Annotated in this window: 14 protein-coding genes and 15 pseudogenes; 16 read left to right on the top strand and 13 right to left on the bottom strand. The window is 64.5% G+C overall.

Features of this window, described 5'->3' with window-relative positions; genetic code table 11:
- Positions 1 to 223: hypothetical protein (locus FQ389_RS20835; RefSeq protein WP_260860849.1), on the top strand; the 223-nt coding region annotated here is incomplete at its 5' end.
- 65 nt (positions 224 to 288) lie between these two features.
- On the opposite strand, the pseudogene FQ389_RS20830 reads toward FQ389_RS20835, so the two are convergent.
- The 3 genes and pseudogenes from FQ389_RS20830 to FQ389_RS20825 all read right to left on the bottom strand — a co-directional run bounded on the left by FQ389_RS20830 (position 289) and on the right by FQ389_RS20825 (position 1282).
- Positions 289 to 538, bottom strand: a pseudogene (locus FQ389_RS20830) (hypothetical protein).
- Positions 539 to 543: 5 nt separating this feature from the next.
- The gene (locus FQ389_RS15905) at positions 544 to 1014 is read right to left on the bottom strand and encodes a cytochrome P450 family protein (RefSeq protein WP_144209391.1); all 471 of its coding nucleotides are present in this window, start codon (positions 1012 to 1014) and stop codon (positions 544 to 546) included.
- A gap of 145 nt (positions 1015 to 1159) precedes the next feature.
- Positions 1160 to 1282, bottom strand: a complete 123-nt coding sequence (locus tag FQ389_RS20825) for a hypothetical protein (RefSeq protein WP_260860850.1) — start codon at positions 1280 to 1282, stop codon at positions 1160 to 1162.
- A 36-nt stretch (positions 1283 to 1318) separates the two neighbouring features.
- Between FQ389_RS20825 and FQ389_RS15900 the strand changes: the two are divergent.
- Positions 1319 to 1734, top strand: a pseudogene (locus FQ389_RS15900) (DUF5313 domain-containing protein).
- 3 nt (positions 1735 to 1737) lie between these two features.
- Here FQ389_RS15900 and FQ389_RS15895 read toward each other — a convergent pair.
- The 3 genes and pseudogenes from FQ389_RS15895 to FQ389_RS15885 all read right to left on the bottom strand — a co-directional run bounded on the left by FQ389_RS15895 (position 1738) and on the right by FQ389_RS15885 (position 4016).
- Positions 1738 to 2583 (bottom strand): annotated as a pseudogene (locus FQ389_RS15895) (mycofactocin-coupled SDR family oxidoreductase).
- A 224-nt stretch (positions 2584 to 2807) separates the two neighbouring features.
- Positions 2808 to 3284 (bottom strand): annotated as a pseudogene (locus FQ389_RS15890) (cytochrome P450); the annotation flags it as partial.
- 75 nt (positions 3285 to 3359) lie between these two features.
- A complete protein-coding gene (locus FQ389_RS15885; RefSeq protein WP_144209388.1) occupies positions 3360 to 4016 on the bottom strand; it encodes a TetR/AcrR family transcriptional regulator in 657 nt (218 codons plus the stop codon).
- 234 nt (positions 4017 to 4250) lie between these two features.
- Here FQ389_RS15885 and FQ389_RS15880 point away from each other — a divergent pair.
- A pseudogene (locus FQ389_RS15880) lies at positions 4251 to 5418 on the top strand (acyl-CoA dehydrogenase family protein).
- Between the two features lie 35 nt (positions 5419 to 5453).
- Here FQ389_RS15880 and FQ389_RS22950 read toward each other — a convergent pair.
- The 5 genes and pseudogenes from FQ389_RS22950 to FQ389_RS15855 all read right to left on the bottom strand — a co-directional run bounded on the left by FQ389_RS22950 (position 5454) and on the right by FQ389_RS15855 (position 7823).
- Positions 5454 to 5708: a hypothetical protein gene (locus FQ389_RS22950; RefSeq protein ID WP_186296474.1), complete on the bottom strand. Its 255-nt coding sequence runs from the start codon at positions 5706 to 5708 to the stop codon at positions 5454 to 5456.
- Positions 5709 to 5710: 2 nt separating this feature from the next.
- Positions 5711 to 6769: pseudogene (locus FQ389_RS15870) on the bottom strand (acyl-CoA dehydrogenase family protein).
- 14 nt (positions 6770 to 6783) lie between these two features.
- Positions 6784 to 6953: pseudogene (locus tag FQ389_RS15865) on the bottom strand (nuclear transport factor 2 family protein); the annotation flags it as partial.
- 44 nt (positions 6954 to 6997) lie between these two features.
- Entirely contained in the window at positions 6998 to 7543 is a 546-nt protein-coding gene (locus FQ389_RS15860; RefSeq protein WP_144209385.1) for a hypothetical protein, read from the bottom strand.
- A 7-nt stretch (positions 7544 to 7550) separates the two neighbouring features.
- Positions 7551 to 7823, bottom strand: a complete 273-nt coding sequence (locus FQ389_RS15855; protein WP_260860848.1) for a hypothetical protein — start codon at positions 7821 to 7823, stop codon at positions 7551 to 7553.
- A gap of 284 nt (positions 7824 to 8107) precedes the next feature.
- Here FQ389_RS15855 and FQ389_RS15850 point away from each other — a divergent pair.
- The 5 pseudogenes from FQ389_RS15850 to FQ389_RS20820 form a co-directional block, all read left to right on the top strand.
- Positions 8108 to 8481, top strand: a pseudogene (locus FQ389_RS15850) (hypothetical protein); the annotation flags it as partial.
- Positions 8478 to 9303 (top strand): annotated as a pseudogene (locus FQ389_RS15845) (hypothetical protein). The pseudogenes FQ389_RS15850 and FQ389_RS15845, both read left to right, overlap by 4 nt.
- Positions 9303 to 9441 (top strand): annotated as a pseudogene (locus FQ389_RS21485) (cytochrome c oxidase subunit 3 family protein); the annotation flags it as partial. The pseudogenes FQ389_RS15845 and FQ389_RS21485, both read left to right, overlap by 1 nt.
- A 178-nt stretch (positions 9442 to 9619) precedes the next feature.
- A pseudogene (locus tag FQ389_RS15835) lies at positions 9620 to 10242 on the top strand (fatty-acid--CoA ligase).
- Positions 10243 to 10259: 17 nt separating this feature from the next.
- Positions 10260 to 10439, top strand: a pseudogene (locus FQ389_RS20820) ((2Fe-2S)-binding protein).
- A gap of 2 nt (positions 10440 to 10441) precedes the next feature.
- Here the strand turns inward: FQ389_RS20820 and FQ389_RS15825 are convergent.
- Positions 10442 to 12157 (bottom strand): alpha-keto acid decarboxylase family protein, encoded by a 1716-nt coding sequence (locus tag FQ389_RS15825; protein ID WP_144209382.1) that lies wholly within the window; start codon positions 12155 to 12157, stop codon positions 10442 to 10444.
- A gap of 116 nt (positions 12158 to 12273) precedes the next feature.
- Here FQ389_RS15825 and FQ389_RS15820 point away from each other — a divergent pair.
- The 6 genes and pseudogenes from FQ389_RS15820 (at position 12274) to FQ389_RS15805 (ending at position 14784) form a co-directional block, all read left to right on the top strand.
- Positions 12274 to 12662: pseudogene (locus FQ389_RS15820) on the top strand (SRPBCC family protein).
- Between the two features lie 5 nt (positions 12663 to 12667).
- Complete coding sequence (locus tag FQ389_RS22945) at positions 12668 to 12895, top strand: CoA transferase (RefSeq protein ID WP_407662924.1); 228 nt, start codon at positions 12668 to 12670, stop codon at positions 12893 to 12895.
- A complete protein-coding gene (locus FQ389_RS22940; RefSeq protein ID WP_407662923.1) occupies positions 12858 to 13322 on the top strand; it encodes a CoA transferase in 465 nt (154 codons plus the stop codon). The genes FQ389_RS22945 and FQ389_RS22940 overlap by 38 nt, the downstream gene beginning before the upstream one ends.
- Before the next feature lie 8 nt (positions 13323 to 13330).
- Positions 13331 to 13801 carry a CoA transferase gene (locus FQ389_RS22935; RefSeq protein ID WP_407662922.1) on the top strand — a complete coding sequence of 157 codons (471 nt, stop codon included), beginning with the start codon at positions 13331 to 13333 and terminating at the stop codon, positions 13799 to 13801.
- 41 nt (positions 13802 to 13842) lie between these two features.
- Positions 13843 to 14297, top strand: a pseudogene (locus FQ389_RS15810) (SRPBCC family protein).
- Positions 14298 to 14339: 42 nt separating this feature from the next.
- Positions 14340 to 14784 (top strand): annotated as a pseudogene (locus FQ389_RS15805) (SRPBCC family protein).
- Here FQ389_RS15805 and FQ389_RS15800 read toward each other — a convergent pair.
- Entirely contained in the window at positions 14753 to 15943 is a 1191-nt protein-coding gene (locus FQ389_RS15800; RefSeq protein WP_144209376.1) for a pyridoxal phosphate-dependent aminotransferase, read from the bottom strand. The pseudogene FQ389_RS15805 and the gene FQ389_RS15800 sit on opposite strands and share 32 nt — an antisense overlap.
- 337 nt (positions 15944 to 16280) lie before the next feature.
- On the opposite strand from FQ389_RS15800, the gene FQ389_RS15795 reads away from it, so the two are divergent.
- Positions 16281 to 17492, top strand: a complete 1212-nt coding sequence (locus tag FQ389_RS15795) for an acetyl-CoA C-acetyltransferase (RefSeq protein WP_144209373.1) — start codon at positions 16281 to 16283, stop codon at positions 17490 to 17492.
- Between the two features lie 8 nt (positions 17493 to 17500).
- On the top strand, positions 17501 to 18042 hold a 542-nt coding region (locus FQ389_RS15790; protein ID WP_144209370.1), incomplete at its 3' end, for an enoyl-CoA hydratase/isomerase family protein.

The following is an 18042-nucleotide window of genomic DNA, read 5'->3' as shown; positions in this document are numbered from 1 at the left end:
GCGGTGGGGCCGGCCACGGCCTGACGGGCGGGGCCGGCGCGGGTTGGGTGGGCGCCAAGCGCGGTGGTGGGGTGACGTGCTGGCTGTGCTCGATCAGGTCGGTCGCATGGCGCTGGTTGGGCGCGCTGAACGCCCGCAGCGCCGCTGTCGCGAGATCGCCGGCGGTGAGGTAACGGTCGTAAGGCGCATGTCGATGAACACCTGGCCGTCCAGCTCGCCGTAATCGTGGATCGGCACAATGTGCGGCGTTTCGCTCATCCCCGTCCCCCCGACACCGAACCGACTGCCCTAGTCCTCATCCACCCGCATCGACTCGCGGATCTGGGCCAGCCGTTCGGCCGCGGCGCGCTGCCACTCGTCGTACTGTTCGGCCACCGAGCATCCCTCGGGCGATTCGGCGTCCAGTTCCGCGTCCGCCCAGTGACTTCGTGTACCGGTTCTCGATCTTCTCGCGCACGGACTCGTACGTCGGCACTCCCGCGTCGTCGTAGCCGGGATCGTTTGCGCCGGTGCCGAGCATTGCTGGTTCGTCGGGCATGGACGTCACGCTACTGAAGCGAGGCCGGGTTTCGCCCACCCGCGCAGCACGGCTGGCATTTCGTCGATGAGGTTGACCGAGAAGTTGACCATCTTGAAGATCTCTTCGGCCCAGCGGTCGAATTGCGCCCAGTCGCCGCGCGGGGCACCGAGCAGGGCGCAAATGATGGGAATAGGGTAGCGGCGGGCGATGTCGGTGACAACGTCGCAGCGGCCGCCGGCGGCAACCTCGTCGATCAGCTCGTTGATCACTGGCTGATCGTTTCGTCCAACCGCGCGATGGCCCCGCAGCGTGAACGCCCGCGACACCAGGCTGCGCAGCCGATGATGTTCGGCGCCTTCCGCGCAGATGATGCTGCCGACGACCCTGTCCCACAGTGGACCCAAAGTAACACCCTGCGCGTTCAGGTGCAGGCCCGGCAGGATCACGAATCGGGTGTCGCGCAGGATATTTCGCGCCATGTCGTAGGACAGCACTTCGGGACCGAGCGGCCCGAGGGCGATCGAGCCCGCTGCTGCGCCGCCCGGATCCGATCGCGGACCGCGTGCGGCGGCTCGGTGACGTCGTACTCGAGTGTGGGCAGCCCGGCGCCGAAGATGCTGGGCGCACCGGTGGTGGCGGTCATGTGCGCACCACCCCACGGGGCAGCAGCAGCGGCAGATCGTTGTAGGTGGCGAATGCCGGCGGCGCGGCGATGACGGCCGGTATCGCGGTGATGGTCCGCCGCGCTGGCGGCGGGCGCACTACAGTCGTGACATCTAGTATCCCCGAGGAGCGAGTTTGGCCGCCGCGAAACCCAATTTTTGGCAGTATATCGGCTATTGCTACGGCTGGGCGCCTGCCGGATTCGATGCGCAGCTGGGTTGCGCGCGATTTGGCCGGCGAGGGAGCCATTTGACGGCACATGATCAGGTGGCATACCGCCGCTGGTGGTGCTGGCGCCGTTGTGGTTGCTGCCCGCCTCGCTCTACGTGCATACCGAGATGACCGCACCGCTCTACATCTAGACTTTGCTGCTATCCCTTGCGCTGAACAAGGTTTGGCGCAGGCACCGGCTGCAGTACCACGGACTGGACCCGAAGCTGGTCGACGTGATCAACCGGCAGAAGCAGGCACGGATGCACGAGGACTACGTACGCCGTTACGGTCCGCGACCCGAATCGGCGGAATGGCAGTCCAACAGCAGCCCGTTCTAGCGGTTATTTCAGGCAGCTGCCGGCGTCGATCGGCAGCGTCACGCCGGTGACGTAACGAGACTCGTCGGAGGCGAAACAGCACCGCGTTGCTGATGTCGATGGGGTCCACCCACGGGATTGGCAGGGTGTGGAACATATGGCAGATTGGCGCCATGTCGTCCGGACCGGGATTCTCCAGATCCGGCCGGAACATCTTCCAGGTGCCCTTGTTCATAATCATCGGCGTGCTCACGTGCGTGGGGTGCACGGAGTTGACCCGAATCATGTGCTGCCCCAACTCGACTCCAAACGCACACATCAAGCCGACCACGCCGTGCTTGGCGGCGACATAGTGCCCGGTGTGCGGGTAGGCCTTGAGCCCGCCGATCGAGCTGGTCAAGATGATCGAGCCGCCGCGGCCGCTGGCCAAGATGTGCGGCACACCGGCTTTCACGGTTTTCCACACTCCGGACAGGTTGACGTCGATCATCTCCGTCCAGTCCTCTTCGCTGGTTGTGTCCAGCGTTTCACCGCCGTTGCCGATGCCAAGTTGGCGACGATGATGTCGAGGCGGCCCAGCTGCTCGACGCCGGTGTCCACGACCGCCTTCAGCGCGGCGAAGTCACGCACGTCCACCTCGGCGGTGTAGATCCTGCGGTTGTGGCCCTTGACCAGATCCGCGGTCTGGGCCAGATCTTCGGGCTTCGGCGCGGGGATCGCGGTGTCGTCGACATCCTCGCGGATGGGTTTACAGATGTCTACGGCGATGATGTCGGAGCCCTCCTGGGCCAACCGCACCGCGTGGCTGCGGCCCTGGCCACGCGCCGCCCCGGTGACGAATGCAACTTTGCCTTCAACACGTCCTGTCATCGCTACCTCACTTCGTTGATCGAACCGGCCTGTCTCAGCGGAGAACAGCCGGCATCGTGTCCCATCTCCGCACGGTGGATGTCGGGGAGCTTGCACTCGGCCAAGTCGACGTCCCAGTCGGGGAAGCGCTTCAGAATCTCCTCCAGCGCGATGCGGCCTTCGAGTCGCGCCAGTACCGAGCCGAAGCATTAGTGCGTGCCGACGCTGAACGTCAGGTGCTGAGCTTCCTGGAATCCCTCGGGAACACCGAGCAGGATGCCGATGACCCGCATCGGCATCTGCGCGCCGAGGTCGGCGACGAAGTCGAATCGGTCGGTGCCGACCAGCGGTCCAAACTGCGAGCGCAGAATTCGCGGATGTTCGACTCCAGCTCGTTGATCTTGCGTGGCGTGAACATCCGGGACAACAGCTTGCGGGGGATGTAGTGGACCGGCGGGTCTTCGAACAGCAGTACGCCCGAAGGGATTTCGATATCCGCCTTGATCAGCTCGAGTATCGCGCCCTTTGCCGAGCTGAAGGTTTGGAAGTCCACCAGCGCGTCGTTGACGTCGGCGAAGCGGCGCAGGGCGTAAGAAGTCATGTTCGGGGTTGTAATACAGCGGCGATTCTTCGCGCAGACGCCGGAACATCGGGTACGGGTCGGCGTTGAGCTCGATGTTGTACGGGTCGTAGTAGACATCGTTGGCCGCGCTGACTGTCACGGGTAATCAATCGCAGCTCACGTGCGTTATCTGCTCAGGTGAGAAGACGACGAAAAAGAGTGGGCGCCGAGGTCGCTACTGCTGGCCGACAAATCCTGCTGAGCAGAAGTCCCACACCTCGTCGGCGGTGATGGGATGGATTGTCGCGTCGTCGGAGCCCCCGCTGGACTGCGCAATGAACATGACCGTCTGCATCGTCATCGCGGCGATCCGCCGCGGATTGATCCCGGCGCGCAATTTGCCCGCCTCGCTGGCCGCTTCCATCAGCTCGGTCAGCAGCGCCAGCAGCGGCGCGTGGGCCACCTTTACCTCGGCCGGATGTGTCACCACCAACCGGGGGGTGAAGTCGGTGAACAGCGGACGCTTGGCGGCGGGGTCGGGCCGCGAGGCCTCGTACAACAGCTCGATAGCCACCTTCAACCGCTCGAGCGGATCGGAGTGGTTTTCGGTCGCCGCGCGGATCTGGTCGGCCGACCGGCTCAGCGCATCTTCGAACAAGGCCAGCAGCAGCTCGTGCTTGCCGTCAAACTGCAGGTAGAAGCTTCGCAGCGACTGCCGCGACCGGTCGACAACCTCCTGGACGGTAAAGTCGGTGCTGCCCTTTTCGATAATGATGGCTTGTGCCGCATCGAGGAAACGCTGAACGCGCTGCGCGGCACGCAGCTTCGCGGTCTTGATGGATCGCTCGACGGCGCGCTGCTTCCAGACCGGCGCGTCGCTGGGATTGGTCACGGAAGGCTCGGACGATTGCCGCGAGGGGAGAACATGGTTGAACTCTACCGGAGAACGCCGTGACATCGCTGCGCTCGACCCCCTCATGGACCAGTGTCTGAAATTGTAACTTTCTTTTCAAGGTAATAGTGTTCTCGTGAACGCGTGTATAGAAGCGGAATTGCAAGAGTGAACCGCGCCGTCGGCGAAAACCCGGATCTACCGAACGGCGCCAGCGAAATTCAGGGGAGTGCCGTGCAGCTGACCTTCGACTCCGACGTGGAAGGGTTCCGCGCCGGGTTCGCCGCGTTCCTCGACGCGAACCTACCCGACCCCGCCGTGGCGGGTGAGCGGCCGCGGTCGAGTTCCGACATCCCTGAGTGGGCCAGCCGGTGGCAACGCCTGTTGTTCGACAGCGGATGGCTGCTACCGGCAACCCGCCGGAGTTCGCGGTCGCAACGCCACACTGCTGCAGCACTACGTCTATCTCGAAGAGTTGTCGCGTCGGCGGATCTCTCAAAGCTTCAATCCGCAGGGCGTCGACATCATTGCGGCTTCCTTGCTGTCGTTTGGGATGGCCGAACAGAAACAGCGTTGGGCCGTGCCGATTTTGCGCGCGGAGATGACGGCGTCGCTCGGCATGAGCGAGTCCGGTACGGGCTTGGATCTTGCCTCGCTGAAGACCCGCGCCGTGTGAGGCGGCGACGATTTCATGGTCAACGGCCAGAAGGTGTGGCCCTCGGGCGCCCATCACGTCGATATGCTGCTGACCTTCGTGCGTACCGATTCTGATGCACCAAAACACAAGGGCATCAGTGCATTACTGATCCTGGCCGATACCCCGGTGGTCTGCCGTCCGTTCGCCTCGGTGGGTGACATCGAGGACGTCGACTTCAACGAGGTCTTCTTCACCGATGTGTGGGTGCCGGCCGAGAACCTGGTCGGAGAGCTCAACGGGGGCTGGCGGGTCGCCACCGGTTCACTCGGCCACGGACACGCCTGCTGTGGCTGGATTACGCCGATATGCTGCACGCGCTGACGATGGAGTCGACCCCGGCCGGGCCCGTGCAACGAGATCGCTACGCAACGCTGGTGCTGGATTTCCACGCGATGCGGCTGTTGGGGTCGGCGACATTGGCCAAAGCCGCGCGCGGCGAGAAAGACGTACCCGCGCAGTCGGTACTCAAGCTGCTGGGCTCGGAGGCAATGCAGCGCGCCTGCGAGGACGCGCTCAATGCCAGGGGAGGCGACGGCCTGGCGTTGCGTGGGGTGACCGCCCCGTTCGCCCCGCTCAACTTGGACAGACACTACGGCAGCTGGTTCGACCGCTACACCCACCTTCGCCGCCACGATTGCCGGCGGCACGTCGGAGATTCAGCGCAATATCATCGCCGAACGCGTCCTGGGATTGCCCCGCGGGTAGGGCTAGCAGTTGGTGGCGGCGGGATTGTCCAGACACTATTGCAGGCGGCCCGCATCCTGGGAGTCCAGCCACGCGTAGTAGCCGATGGCGATGAGTCCCGCCACAATCGCGACCCCGCCCATCACCATCCCCGCGACCGCGGCCCGTGGATTGGTTGCGTCGCCCAGTATATCGTGCCAGCCGAAGTCGACCAGCGCCGCATCGAGCCGGGCGCCGGAAGCGGCGTTCATCGTGGTGCGCAGAGACTCGGTCAGCAGCTGAAGTTCCTCGGAGTCGGAGGCCGGGTCCACGATCACTCCTTCCCCAGATCTAGAAGCCGACGCGCGATATTGCGCTGAATCTCTGCCGTGCCCCCGTAAATGGTCGATGCGCGGGAGTACAGGTACTCCGACCGCCACGGTGTGTCGTCGAGTCCGAGGACGCCGGGCAGCAGGCCGCGAACGGTGTCGTATAGTTGCTGCTCTGCCGACGCCAGCAGCACCTTGTCGATCGAGGTTAGCGGGCCCAGGCGTGCCCCGTCCTGCAGCCGGTACTGGGTGGCGCGGGAGCGGTAGCGCAGCGTGTGCAGCGCGAGATAGGCCGCGCCCAGCCCGAATTCGTAGTGGCCGCGGTGCCGAGTGCCGTCGGCCACCTCCACGATGAGCGCGTCGAAGCGGGAGTAAAGGTAGGCGATGCGCTGCCAAAACAGGTGGATCGCTCGAAGGGGAGCAGATCCATCGTCAGTCGCCAGCCCCTCCGCCCGGCCGGCCGAGCATCCGGCTCGACGGGACCACCACATCGTCGTAGTCGACCTCACAAAACTCGTCAACGCCGTGCATCGTGCGCAACGGCCGGATGGTGATGCCCGGGCTGTCGAGGTCGACGAAGAACGCCGCGATCCCTTCGTGGTTTGGCTGGCCGGGGCCGGTGCGCGTCAGCAGAATGCAACGGATGGGAAAACTGCGCGAAGCTGGTCCAGACCTTCTGCCCGTTGGCGATCCAGTTGTCGCTGTCCTGGACCGTGCGGGTCGTCAAGGAAGCCAGGTCGCTACCGGAGCCGGGCTCGGCAAAGCCTTGACACCATTGCTCTTCACCACGAAGCAGACGTGGCATCATCTCCGCGGCGAGTTCTGGTGGGGCGTAGTCGATCATCGTCGGCGTGAGCACCTCGAGCATCGAGTACGGACCGGGCTCGGCCAGGCGGCGGCCGACGACCTCCTCGCCGACGATGGCGCGCAGCACCGCAGTCCTACCCAGGCCGCCGATTTCCTTGGACCAGCCATAGCGCATCCAGTCCGCGTCGTAGAGCACCCGGCAGACTCGCCGGAACTGGCGCATATAGCCTTCCAGCGAGTGGTCGGGCCGGGGTCAGATCGCGTTCATCGAGTCGGCAGTGCGGGAGTAGGTGTCGCGATAATAGCCGATCCGCATGTCGTGTGTGGCGTGGTCGATGCAGCACAACGGCTGGGTGCCGCTCGCCGAGTCGCCGTCGAGGGTTTTGATCAAGGCGGTCCCGGTGAGGAACAACCCCTTGGGGCGGCGGCCACCAACTCCGGGATGCCGTCGACCTTAGTCAGCGTCACCACAACAGCGCTTTTGTTCACTGCGGGTTCCTATTTCTCTTGCTCGACGTGATCTGGTCGACGAAAACCAGCACGACGGCAGAATCGGGATGCAAAACCAACACCGCGACACTAACGACCTTGGCGGTCGTCGTCAATTGCCCCTGCTGCGCCGTCGGCCCGAGGACATTGTCGGTGAATTTCGTGTAGTACGCCAGAAAATCGCTGGTAAGGTGCGACTTCGCGGTGGCTAAAGCGCGGTGCAAATGCTCGTAGGAATACGACAACACCGCCACGGCGCCATTCGATGCGTCCTGGATTGCCCGGTGCGCCGCCGCGTCACCGACCCGCTGATCCGGCCGGTACACAACGATGAACACACCGACGGCGACACCCACGGCGGCAGCCACAATCGTCGTCGCGACGATCGAACGCCACCTCACCAGACACCGGCGGGCCCCGCGCCGGACCGCTGCCAGTAGGTGCGCGCCCGCCGATGGCCGGTCATCATCGGTGGCGTGCGTGTCCACGGTGTCGGTCTGCGGTTCGCCGGTGCTCGGCGAGGTGTCGCCCTGGACACTCACGGGGCACTCATGACAGGTAATCGACTCTCGACATTTTCAACTGACCGCCGTCACGGTTCAACGTGACGCTGAGCCGTAACAAGGCCGGTGGCGGTTTGGCGTTATCCGGCCCAGGGGTATCGGTTTTCGCCGCCGCCAGCACGACGCCCGAGTTCTCGCTCAACGATTGGACGGCAACGGCTTCCACGCAGACCTTGTTGCCGGGCTTCGAGTCCCAGGCCTTGGTCACCATGAGGTACGACAGCGCCGACAGTTGGCTGTTGAGGTCGCCTGTTGACACATCGATCGAGCGTCCATGTGATCCAGACGGATCTCGACTCTGACTCTGGTGTCTCCTCTGCCCAGGTAATTCAGATTTTGATCTGCATGGAAGTCAAGCCGGAGGGCGCCACCACCCGGGTACAGTGTTTTCCCGCCAACCAACCTCGCGGACAAGGGTATTTGTCCCAAGATCAGTCGAACTGACCACTAACCGGATTTGCGTTAGCTGGATGGTTGGGGCGCTTCCTGGCGTAATCTGAGCAGGCGTCGAATCATGTCGGTGAGCCGTGCCAGCAGCGTCTCCGTCCGGAGCGGAGCCCGGAGTTGACTCAACTGCTCAACGATTTCGCCTGGACGACATTCACCATTCTGGTCCCATTTCTGATCGGCCAAAGCGTAATCCTCGCTCTGCAATATTCTTCGACGATCAGCCGAGACCGACATTTGGGCGTTGGGTCGCCTACTTCAACCTGCTGATGGCCGCCGCCCTGGTTACCGCGGCCTTGGTCGGGGTGTCGTTGACCGGTCCGTTGTCGTGGGACGGCTTCCTGTCGTTCTGGGTGAAGAACGTCGCCATCGGCGTCTGGATCAGCATGATGGGCTTCGCCCTGGGCCGCGCCGTGTATCGGGATCGAGCCGAGAACCGCACGTGTGGAAAGGAATTGGTCAACGCATGAGCGCGGTGATCACACCGGCGGGCCCCCCCTCGGCGGCGCCCGCCGGGCCGTTACCTCGGCGGCTCGCCTGGCACCTGCTGCGCGGACCCAAACACGAGCTGTGGTTGGTCTGGACCCTACTCGTCGTTTTCTACAACATCTTCTTCCCGATGTTCTTCATCGTTGTGCAGGTGTAGCCGCCGCCGAAGCCGACCTGGGATCTCCCAGCTGCACAGGTTCTCCGAGCGGCACCTCGGGATACCCGTGGTGTTCGGGGTCATCTTCGCGATTAGCGGCATGATCGCGATCAACAACGCCCTCATCGCGTATTCGATGCGACGGACGTCGGTCAGCAGCGCATTAGGCTATTCGTATCTGATCATCTACTCGCTCAGTACCGTTCCCGCATGCTGCTGCTCAACATCGCGCTGATCGTGGGGACGCTGCGGTCCGAGCGGGACCCCGAAGCGATTGGCTGGCTCTACGATTTCGCGTTCTTGTCGTTCGACGGAACCATGGGCGTGTTCCTGATCGTCTCACTGATCTGGATGGTCGCGATACTGCTCGACAAGAATCGGTTCTTTACCTATGTGGTTCGGCTATCTCAACCTGTGCAATGCGCTCACCGAGGTCGTCGTGGCGCCGTTCTGGATCTTCCGGCGTGGCGTGTTGGCGTGGAACGGCCAGATCGCGTGGTGGCTGGACATGGTTGTATTCGGTATCTATCAAATCACTTTCATCGTGATGCTGTTCCAGATGATCCGCCGCGAAGACTTCGGCACAGGTCCGCTGCCTGACCGCCGCGCCCGGCCCGACCAAACGGGTGCCGAGGCGCTGGCCTGATGTCCGATCTTGTCAACACCGCCCGGCGCGCCCCGGCGGTGCCGGGCCAGCCGAACATGTGGGCCTTCGTGTTGTTCGATACACTTGGTCTTCACCGCGTATTTCGGCTACTACCTGTTCTCGCGTGCCCAGAACCCCTAGCTCTTTCTGCATGCGCAGGCGGAACTGGACCTACGGATCGGCGTCTTCAATACCCGCCGACGAGTTGATCGGCTGGTGACGTGAACGGATGGCCGGATTCAAGGTGCCGCGCGGTGCAGTTCTTTGATTCGCTTCCACTTAACGCGACGGGGAAGGTGATGAAGGACCAACTCCGATGACCAACGGCGACATTAACTCGATGGTGATTGCGTCGGACTACCGCGTCCCCGACCCGGCCAGGGTGTGGCCGCTGCTGGAACGCAACAGGGCGGCTTTGTCCTATAGTGGCGCACACCACGTTTTGGTCTACACATCGACGCACGATTACGGCCGCGTGCTGGTGATGATCGGGGTACACAGCCGCGAGCCTATCGTGGAACTGCTGCGATCGCGGGTCTTTTCAATTGGTTAGACGAGGCGGGTATTGAGGATATCCCGGCTGTGTTCGCCGGCGAGCTCGTCGACAGGTTCTTTCCGGTCCCCGCGACGGCTCCGGGAGTGCCGGGCGTCGTGGTGGCCGCCATCGCTTCCGTCGACGACGTCCCGGCGCTGACCGCCGGCGTGCGCCGGGCGATAGACAGGTTCATCGCTGCGGGCATCCGAAAGACATGGGTATTCCAGGCTTTCGACGACAGCCAGGAGGTATTGATCCTGCAGGAGTTCCCCGACGAGGAGAGCGCCCGACAGTGGATCGACCACCCCGATGCCGCGGCCCAATGAATGTCGGGCGCGGGAGTGGGTGCGTATCCGCCGCTGTTCGTCGGCCGGTTCTCCAACATCATGCGCATCGAGAGCTGAGCGAGTCGGCCCGCTCGGTGTTCGTCTGCCTGTGCAACGGAGTCACCAGCCATACGGTCTGCGACGCCGTCTAGGCGGGTGCGGCGACGACCACGGACGTCGCGCTGGTGTGCGGGGCGGGCGCCGACTGCGGCCGCTGTCGCCGCACCATCCAGGCGATTCTCAAGTCATCTAAGCCGAATCGAACCCCCGCTTAGGCTTACGGTCGTCGGCTGCCGTCGGACGACATCGGTTGCACGAGTTCGACGAGCAGCGGCGGGATGTCCAGGCGCGGCAGCACAACCTCGACCAGCACCATCCGGTCCTGATGTTGCGCCGCCGCCGTTAGCGCATCGTCGAGCTCGCCGTAGGTCTGCGCCCGGAACGCCAGGTGATCGGTCACCCCCAGCGCGTTGGGAATATCGGTCCAGTGCCAGCTGGCAATGTCGTTGTACGACGCGGCTTCTCCGTGGATTGCCCGTTCGACGGTGTAGCCGTCGTTGTTGACCACCACGATGATCGGGGCGAGCCCCTCGCGGAAGAACGTGCCCAATTCCTGCACCGTCAGCTGTGCGGCACCGTCGCCGATCAACAACACCGTTCTGCGGTCCGGGTGTGCCACCCCCGCTCCGAGCGCCGCCGGCAACGTGTAACCGATTGACCCCCAAAGCGGTTGGCCGATGAACATGACCCCCCGCGGCAACCGGTGATCAGCCATACCGTAGAACGAGGTGCCCTGATCGGCGAGCACCACGTTGCCAGGGGTGAGTGCCGCGCACAGCCGGTTCCACACCATCTCCTGGGTCAGCTCCCGGTCGCGGGCGGGCGGTTCGGCCTCGGTGCCGGGCTCGCGGTCATCGGCCACCGCCACCGGCGGCGAGCTGATGCCGCGTCGCGTCAGGATCTCGGCCAGCGCGCTCAGCGCGGCACCCATTTCGAGCGGCGCGAAGACGTGACCGGCCACGCTGCTCTGGTACTGCCCGACATCGATGGTGTGGGCCGCGTCGATGTGCTGACTGAAGAAGCCGCTGACCATGTCGGTGAACACCACCCCGGCGGTGACCAGGACAGGTGCGTCCTCGATCGCGGCGCGGACCCGCGGCGCGCTGGCGGCACCGGCATAGATGCCCAAGAAGTTGGGAGAGCTCTCGTCGAGCAGGCTCTTGCCCCACATCAGCGTGGCGTACGGCACCACGTCGGCGGTCAGCAGCGCCTCGAGTTCCTTGACCACCTGCAAACGATGCACCAGCAGGTCGGCCAGCACGGTCAGCCGGTGATCTCCGATGAGTTTGGTCGCGGCCTCGACGAACAGCGACAACGCGCGGGGGCTGGTACCGCCGGTGTACCGCGGCAGTGGCGCCGCGGGGCGTTCGGTCGGGAAGCGGGCGACGTCGGTGGACATCAGGATGTAGCCGGGCCGCTTCTGCTCTCGTACCTCCGACAGCACCCGGTCGATTTCCCGGCAGGCCGTGGCCAGCATGAGATTGGCTTGTGCACAGGTGATTTCGCGACTGATGCGGAAGAAGTGCTCGAAGTCGCCGTCACCGAGCGAGTGGTGCAGTGCCCGTCGGGTGCCCTGGGCGTCCGTGGAGGGGCCGCCGACGATGTGCACGACGGGCACATGTTCGGCATAACTGCCGGCGATCGCATTGGTCACCGAGAGCTCACCCACTCCGAAAGTCGTTACCACGGCCGACATTCCGCGCAGCCGTCCATAACCGTCGGCGGCGTAGCCGGCGTTGAGCTCGTTGGCGCTTCCCACCCAGCGAATGGTCGGGTGCGCGACGATGTGGTCGAGGAATTCCAGGTTGTAGTCACCGGGGACGCCGAAGATCTCGGAAAGGCCGAATTCAGCGAGACGATCTAACAAATAATCGCCGACGGTGTATGCGGAATCCGCGGGGACAAGCCCCGCGCCGGGCGTGTTATCAGTCACGAGATCGACGTTACGCTCAGTCGAAACCGCTCCTGCCCGGACGCCGTTTCGCTATCGTGCGGGCCATGGCGATCAACGAAACCCGCGAAATTGTGATCGAAGCCAGTCCCTAGGAGATCCTCGATGTCATCGCCGATCTCGACTCGGTGACTGAGTGGTCGCCGGCGCACCAGCGCCGCCGAAGTGAACGGGAGCCGACGGTCGTCCCGCCAAGGCTAAGATGAAAGTCAAAGTGGCCGGCATCACCGACGAGCAGGTGATCGCCTACACCTGGGGCGAGAACAAGGTGAGTTGGACGCTGGTCAACTCCAGCCAGCAGCGCTCGCAGGACGCGTCCTACGCGTTGCCCCCGTACGGTGAGGCCACCCGGGTCAAGTTCGAGATCAGCGTCGATCCGGTCGTCCCGCTGCCCGCGTTCGTGTTGAAACGCGCCGTCAAGGGCACCATCGACATCGGCACCGAGGGCCTGCGCAAACGGCTGCCGCAGGTGAAGAAGGGCAAATAGCAGCCGTGGACGGCGTCGGGCCACTAGCGGGAGTCAGAGTCATCGAGCTCGGCGGCATTGGGCCGGGGCCACACGCGGGGATGGTGCTCGCCGACCTGAGGGCTGACGTGGTGCGGGTGCTGCCGCCCGGGCGCCGTGGCGATCGTGAGCGCGGCGAAGCCAGGGGAAGCGGGTTGCCACCGACCAGCCGTAGTCATGCCTGCCGAAGACCGCGACCTGTTGCACCGCGGTAAGCGGATCGTTGACCTGGACCTCAAGACCCGACCGGGTGTGCTGCTGACGCCGGCCGCCAAAGCCGACGTGCTGCTCGACTGCTTCCGCCCCGGCACCTGTGAGCGCCTCGGCATCGGGCCCGACGAGTGTGCGGCGGTCAACCCGCGACTGATCTATGCGCGCATCACCGGCTGGGGGCAGGACGGGCCACTGGCGTTGACCGCGGGTCGCGACATCAACTACCTGTCGCGGACCGGCGCGCTGTCGGCGCTGGGCTATGCCGAGCGGCCGTCGATGCCGCCGCTGAACCTGGTCGCGGATTTCGGCGGCGGTTCGATGCTCGTGCTGTTGGGCATCGTCGCCGCGCTCTACGAACGGGAACGCTCGGGCACCGGACAGGTCGTCGACGCGGCGATGGTCGAGGGGTCAGCCTGCTCGCCCAAATGATGTGGACGATGAGGGGAATTGGAAGCCTGCGGGACAAACGCGAATCGTTCCTGCTCGACGGCGGCGCCCCGTTCTACCGCTGCTATGCAACCTCCGACGGCAGGTACATGGCCGTCGGGGCCATCGAACCGCAGTTCTTCGCGGCGTTACTCGACGGGCTCGGCCTGACCGCCGACGAGGTGCCCGGGCAGCTCGAAATCGGTTCGTACCAGCAGATGTACGACATCTTCGCGAAACTGTTCGTCAGCCGGACACGACACGAGTGGACTAAGGTTTTCGCCGGCACCGACGCCTGCGTCATGCCGGTCTTGTCGTGGGGCGAGGCCGTCGTCGGCGACCATTTGATCGCCCGGTCGACGGTGATCACCGCCCACGGTGTCGAACAGGCCGCTCCCACTCCACGTTTCGAACGAATACCCGCCGGTTCGGCAGGCCCGCCGCCGGCCGTCACCACACCGATCGACGAAATCGATTGGTAGCCGGTTAGTTACTTAAAACAGGTTTCGAATGCCCAGTCGTGTTGGTTGTAAAAGCATCACGTGAATTTGTGGTTGATGCGCCGCTGGACGTGGTCATGGGGCGCTCGAGGATGTCAGCGTGCTGGAATCCTGGTCGACGCTGCACAAGCGGATCGAAGTTGTCGACCGATACCCCGATGGCCGTGCGCACCATGTGAAAACCACCATCCGGATTTTCGGGCTCGTCGACAAAGAGGTGCTGGAATATCACTGGGGTCCGGACTGGGTGGTGTACGACGTCAAAGGGACGGCCCAACAGCACGGCCAGCACGTGGAATACAACCTCAAGCCCGAAGGCGTCGACAAGACACGGGTGCGCTTTGACATCACGGTCGAACCGGCCGGACCGATCCCCGCATTCGTCGTCCGTCTTGCCATGCAAAACGTGCTCGAGTCGTCGGTAAAAGGTTTGCGCGAACTGGTCGCCAGTCGCGGTGATTCGGAGACGCCACCGTAATTTCGGCGTCGGAATGGCCCGCGGTTGCTAAATTTATAGACGGTGGCCATACGCGCATCTTCGGAAATTTTCATTGAGGCGCCCCGAAAGTGATCATGGAGACGCTCGCCGACATGGACGCCGTGCCGTCGTGGTCGCCGCTGCACAAGCGGGTCGAGGTCATCGACCGGGTATCCCGACGGGCTGGCCACACCACGTGCGGATGACGATCCGGCTGAATGGTATCGCCGACACTGAAATCCTCGAATATCACTGGGGCACCGACTAGATGGTCTGGGATGCGCAGAAGACCGCCCAACAGCACGGCGAGTAAAACCTGGAACGTGAGGGCGACGACAAGACCCGGGTGCGCTTTTCGCTCACGATCGAGCTCCGGACGCCCCTGCCCGGGTTATGGGTCAGGTCGGCGGGCAACAAGATCCTGTCCGCCGCCCTGGACGGACTTCGCAAACGTGTTACGGGAGAGACGCGCTCCGGGCAGTCTTGAGTGCCGTCAGCCGTCGCAGCGCCTCGTTGAGGGTGTCGTCGCGCTTGCAGAAGGTGAAGCGCACCAAATGATTCCAGAGATCGGCGTGCGGCGCCGCCAGATCGCAGAATGCCGACATCGGAATGGCAGCCACCCCAACCTTTTCTGGAAGCATCGCGCAGAACTCGGTGCCGTCGTCGTACCCCAGGGGTCGTGGATCGGCGCACAGGAAGTAGGTGCCGTGGCTGTCGTGCACCGCAAAACCGATGTCGGTCAGACCCGCGGCGAGCCGATCTCGCCGGGACTGCAGCGAACTGCGGAGGTCGGCCACCCACCCGTCCTCGGTGTCCAGCGCCAGGGCCACCGCGGGCTGAAACGGCGCGCCGCCGACGTAGGTCAGATATTGTTTGGCGGCCTGCAACCCGGCGATGAGTTCGGCCGGGCCGCATGCCCACCCGACCTTCCAGCCGGTGCAGCTGAACATCTTGCCCGCGCTGGAGATGCTGATGGTGCGCTGCGCCATATCGTCGAACCCGGCCAGTGGGAGGTGCCGATGCCCGTCGAAGACCAGGTGCTCGTACACCTCGTCGGTGATCACCAAAAGGTCTGCGGCCACGGCGATCTCGGCAATGGCTGCCAATTCGGCAGCGCTCAGCACGGCGCCGGTGGGGTTGTGCGGTGAGTTGAGGATCAGCGCCCGCGTCGCGGGGGTGACCGCACGGCGAAGGGCGTCGATGTCCAGCGCGAAGCCGAGGCCGTCGGCGACCATCGGTACCGGGACGCGGCGGGCACCGGCCATAGCCACCACCGGCGAGTAGGAGTCGTAGAACGGCTCGATCAGCAAGACCTCGGACCCGGGCTCGACCAAACCGATCACCACCGAGGCGATGGCTTCGGTCGCCCCGGCCGTCACCAGTATTTCGGTGTCGGGGTCGTATTCGATGTCGAACAGCCGCTTGCGCTGCGCCGCGATCGCGTGCCGCAGCGGGGCGATCCCGATGCCCGGGGGGTACTGGTTGGCGCCGTCGGCGATTGCCTCCTGGGCGGCCTTTAACAGCGATGCAGGTCCATCCTCGTCGGGAAAGCCCTGACCGAGATTCACCGCGCCGATCCGCGCGGCGAGCGCGGACATCTCCGCAAAGATCGTGGTTGCATAGGGCCGCAGTCGCGACACTGTCATAACCATCGAGCTTATTGCGCCGTTGCGCCCCGGGTGTCACGCCAGTGTGGCTCGTGGTGTGTCCTGCCAGCCCAACGCGCGTTGTCGAACGTCACGCCAACCTCCGAGAACCGTCGAGTGTGCGCAAACGGCGTTTGAGTCGTGTGTCTCGGGCTGCCGGCGTGTCGTCGCCTGGGCTGCACTCCCGACGCCTCGGGTGCACGCTCGGTGCGCGAAGCGGGGGCGGCCGCACCGTTGACCAAGTTTGACCTGACAAACCAACAGGTTGGCCCGGAGGGCCTGTTAGGATTTTTCTTAGGGTGGATCCGAAACCCCATTTTGCGAACAGGAAGTCGACATGTCCGAAGAAGCCTTCATCTATGAGGCCATCCGCACCCCGCGTGGCAAACAGCGCAACGGATCACTGAACGAGGTCAAGCCCCTCAACCTGGTCGTCGGTCTGGTCGACGAGCTGCGTCGGCGGTTCCCCGACCTGGACGAGAACCTGATCAGCGACATGATCCTTGGTGTCGTGTCGCCGGTCGGTGACCAGGGCGGCGACATCGCGCGCACCGCAGTGCTCGCCGCCGGGCTGCCCGAGACCACCGGCGGCGTGCAGCTCAACCGGTTCTGCGCCTCCGGCCTCGAGGCCGTGAACACCGCTGCCCAGAAGGTGCGGTCCGGCTGGGACGACCTGGTGCTGGCCGGCGGTGTCGAATCGATGAGCCGCGTGCCGATGGGCTCCGACGGCGGCGCCTGGGCGACCGACCCCGAGACGAACTACCAGATCGGCTTCGTGCCGCAGGGCATCGGCGCCGACCTGATCGCCACCATCGAGGGCTTCTCCCGCGAGGATGTCGACGCCTACGCGCTGCGCAGCCAGCAGAAGGCCGCCGAGGCTTGGTCGGGTGGCTACTTCGCGAAGTCGGTGGTGCCGGTGCGCGACCAGAACGGTCTGGTCATCCTCGACCACGACGAGCACATGCGGCCCGACACCACTATGGAGGGCCTGGCCAAACTAAAGACCGCGTTCGACGGCATCGGTGAGATGGGCGGCTTCGACGACGTGGCGCTGACCAAGTACCACTATGTCGAGAAGATCAACCACGTCCACACCGGCGGCAACAGCTCCGGCATCGTCGACGGCGCCGCGCTGGTGCTGGTCGGGTCGGACGCGGCCGGCAAGTCGCAGGGTCTGACCCCGCGGGCGCGCATCGTGGCCACGGCCACCAGCGGCTCGGACCCTGTCATCATGCTGACCGGTCCCACCCCGGCCACCCAGAAGGTGCTCGACCACGCGGGCCTGACGGTCGACGAAATTGACCTGTTCGAGCTGAACGAGGCGTTCGCGTCGGTGGTGCTGAAGTTCCAGAAGGACCTGCACATCCCGGACGAGAAACTCAACGTCAACGGTGGCGCCATCGCGATGGGTCACCCGCTGGGCGCCACCGGCGCCATGATTACCGGCACCATGGTCGACGAGCTCGAGCGCCGCAACGCCCGTCGTGCGTTGATCACGCTCTGCATCGGCGGTGGCATGGGCGTCGCGACCATCATCGAGCGAGTCTGAGGAAAAGCATGCCTGAGAACACCATTCAGTGGGACAAGGATGCCGACGGCATCGTCACCCTGACCCTTGACGACCCGACCGGGTCGGCCAACGTGATGAACGACCACTACAAGGAATCGATGCACAAAGCCGTCGAACGCCTTGTCGCCGAGAAGGATTCGATCACCGGCGTGGTCATCACCAGCGCCAAGAAGATCTTCTTCGCCGGCGGTGACCTCAAGAGCATGATCCAGGCCGGCCCGGAGAACGCCGGCGAAATCTTCGCCGAGGTCGAGGGCATCAAGCGCGACCTGCGGGCGCTAGAGACGCTGGGCAAGCCCGTTGTCGCCGCCATCAACGGTGCGGCGTTGGGCGGCGGGCTGGAGATCTGTTTGGCATGCCACCACCGCATCGCCGCGAACATCAAGGGCGTGGTGCTCGGTTTCCCCGAAGTGACGCTGAGCCTGCTGCCCGGCGCCGGCGGGGTCACGCGCAGCGTGCGGATGTTCGGCATCCAGCAGGCCTTCATGGAGGTGCTGAGTCAGGGCACCCGATTCAAGCCGGATAAAGC

Source organism: Mycobacterium tilburgii, from assembly GCF_902168065.1.
Lineage (GTDB): Bacteria > Actinomycetota > Actinomycetes > Mycobacteriales > Mycobacteriaceae > Mycobacterium > Mycobacterium tilburgii.
Note: the sequence above shows the minus strand (reverse complement) of the source record. Positions and strands in the feature narration are given on the sequence as shown.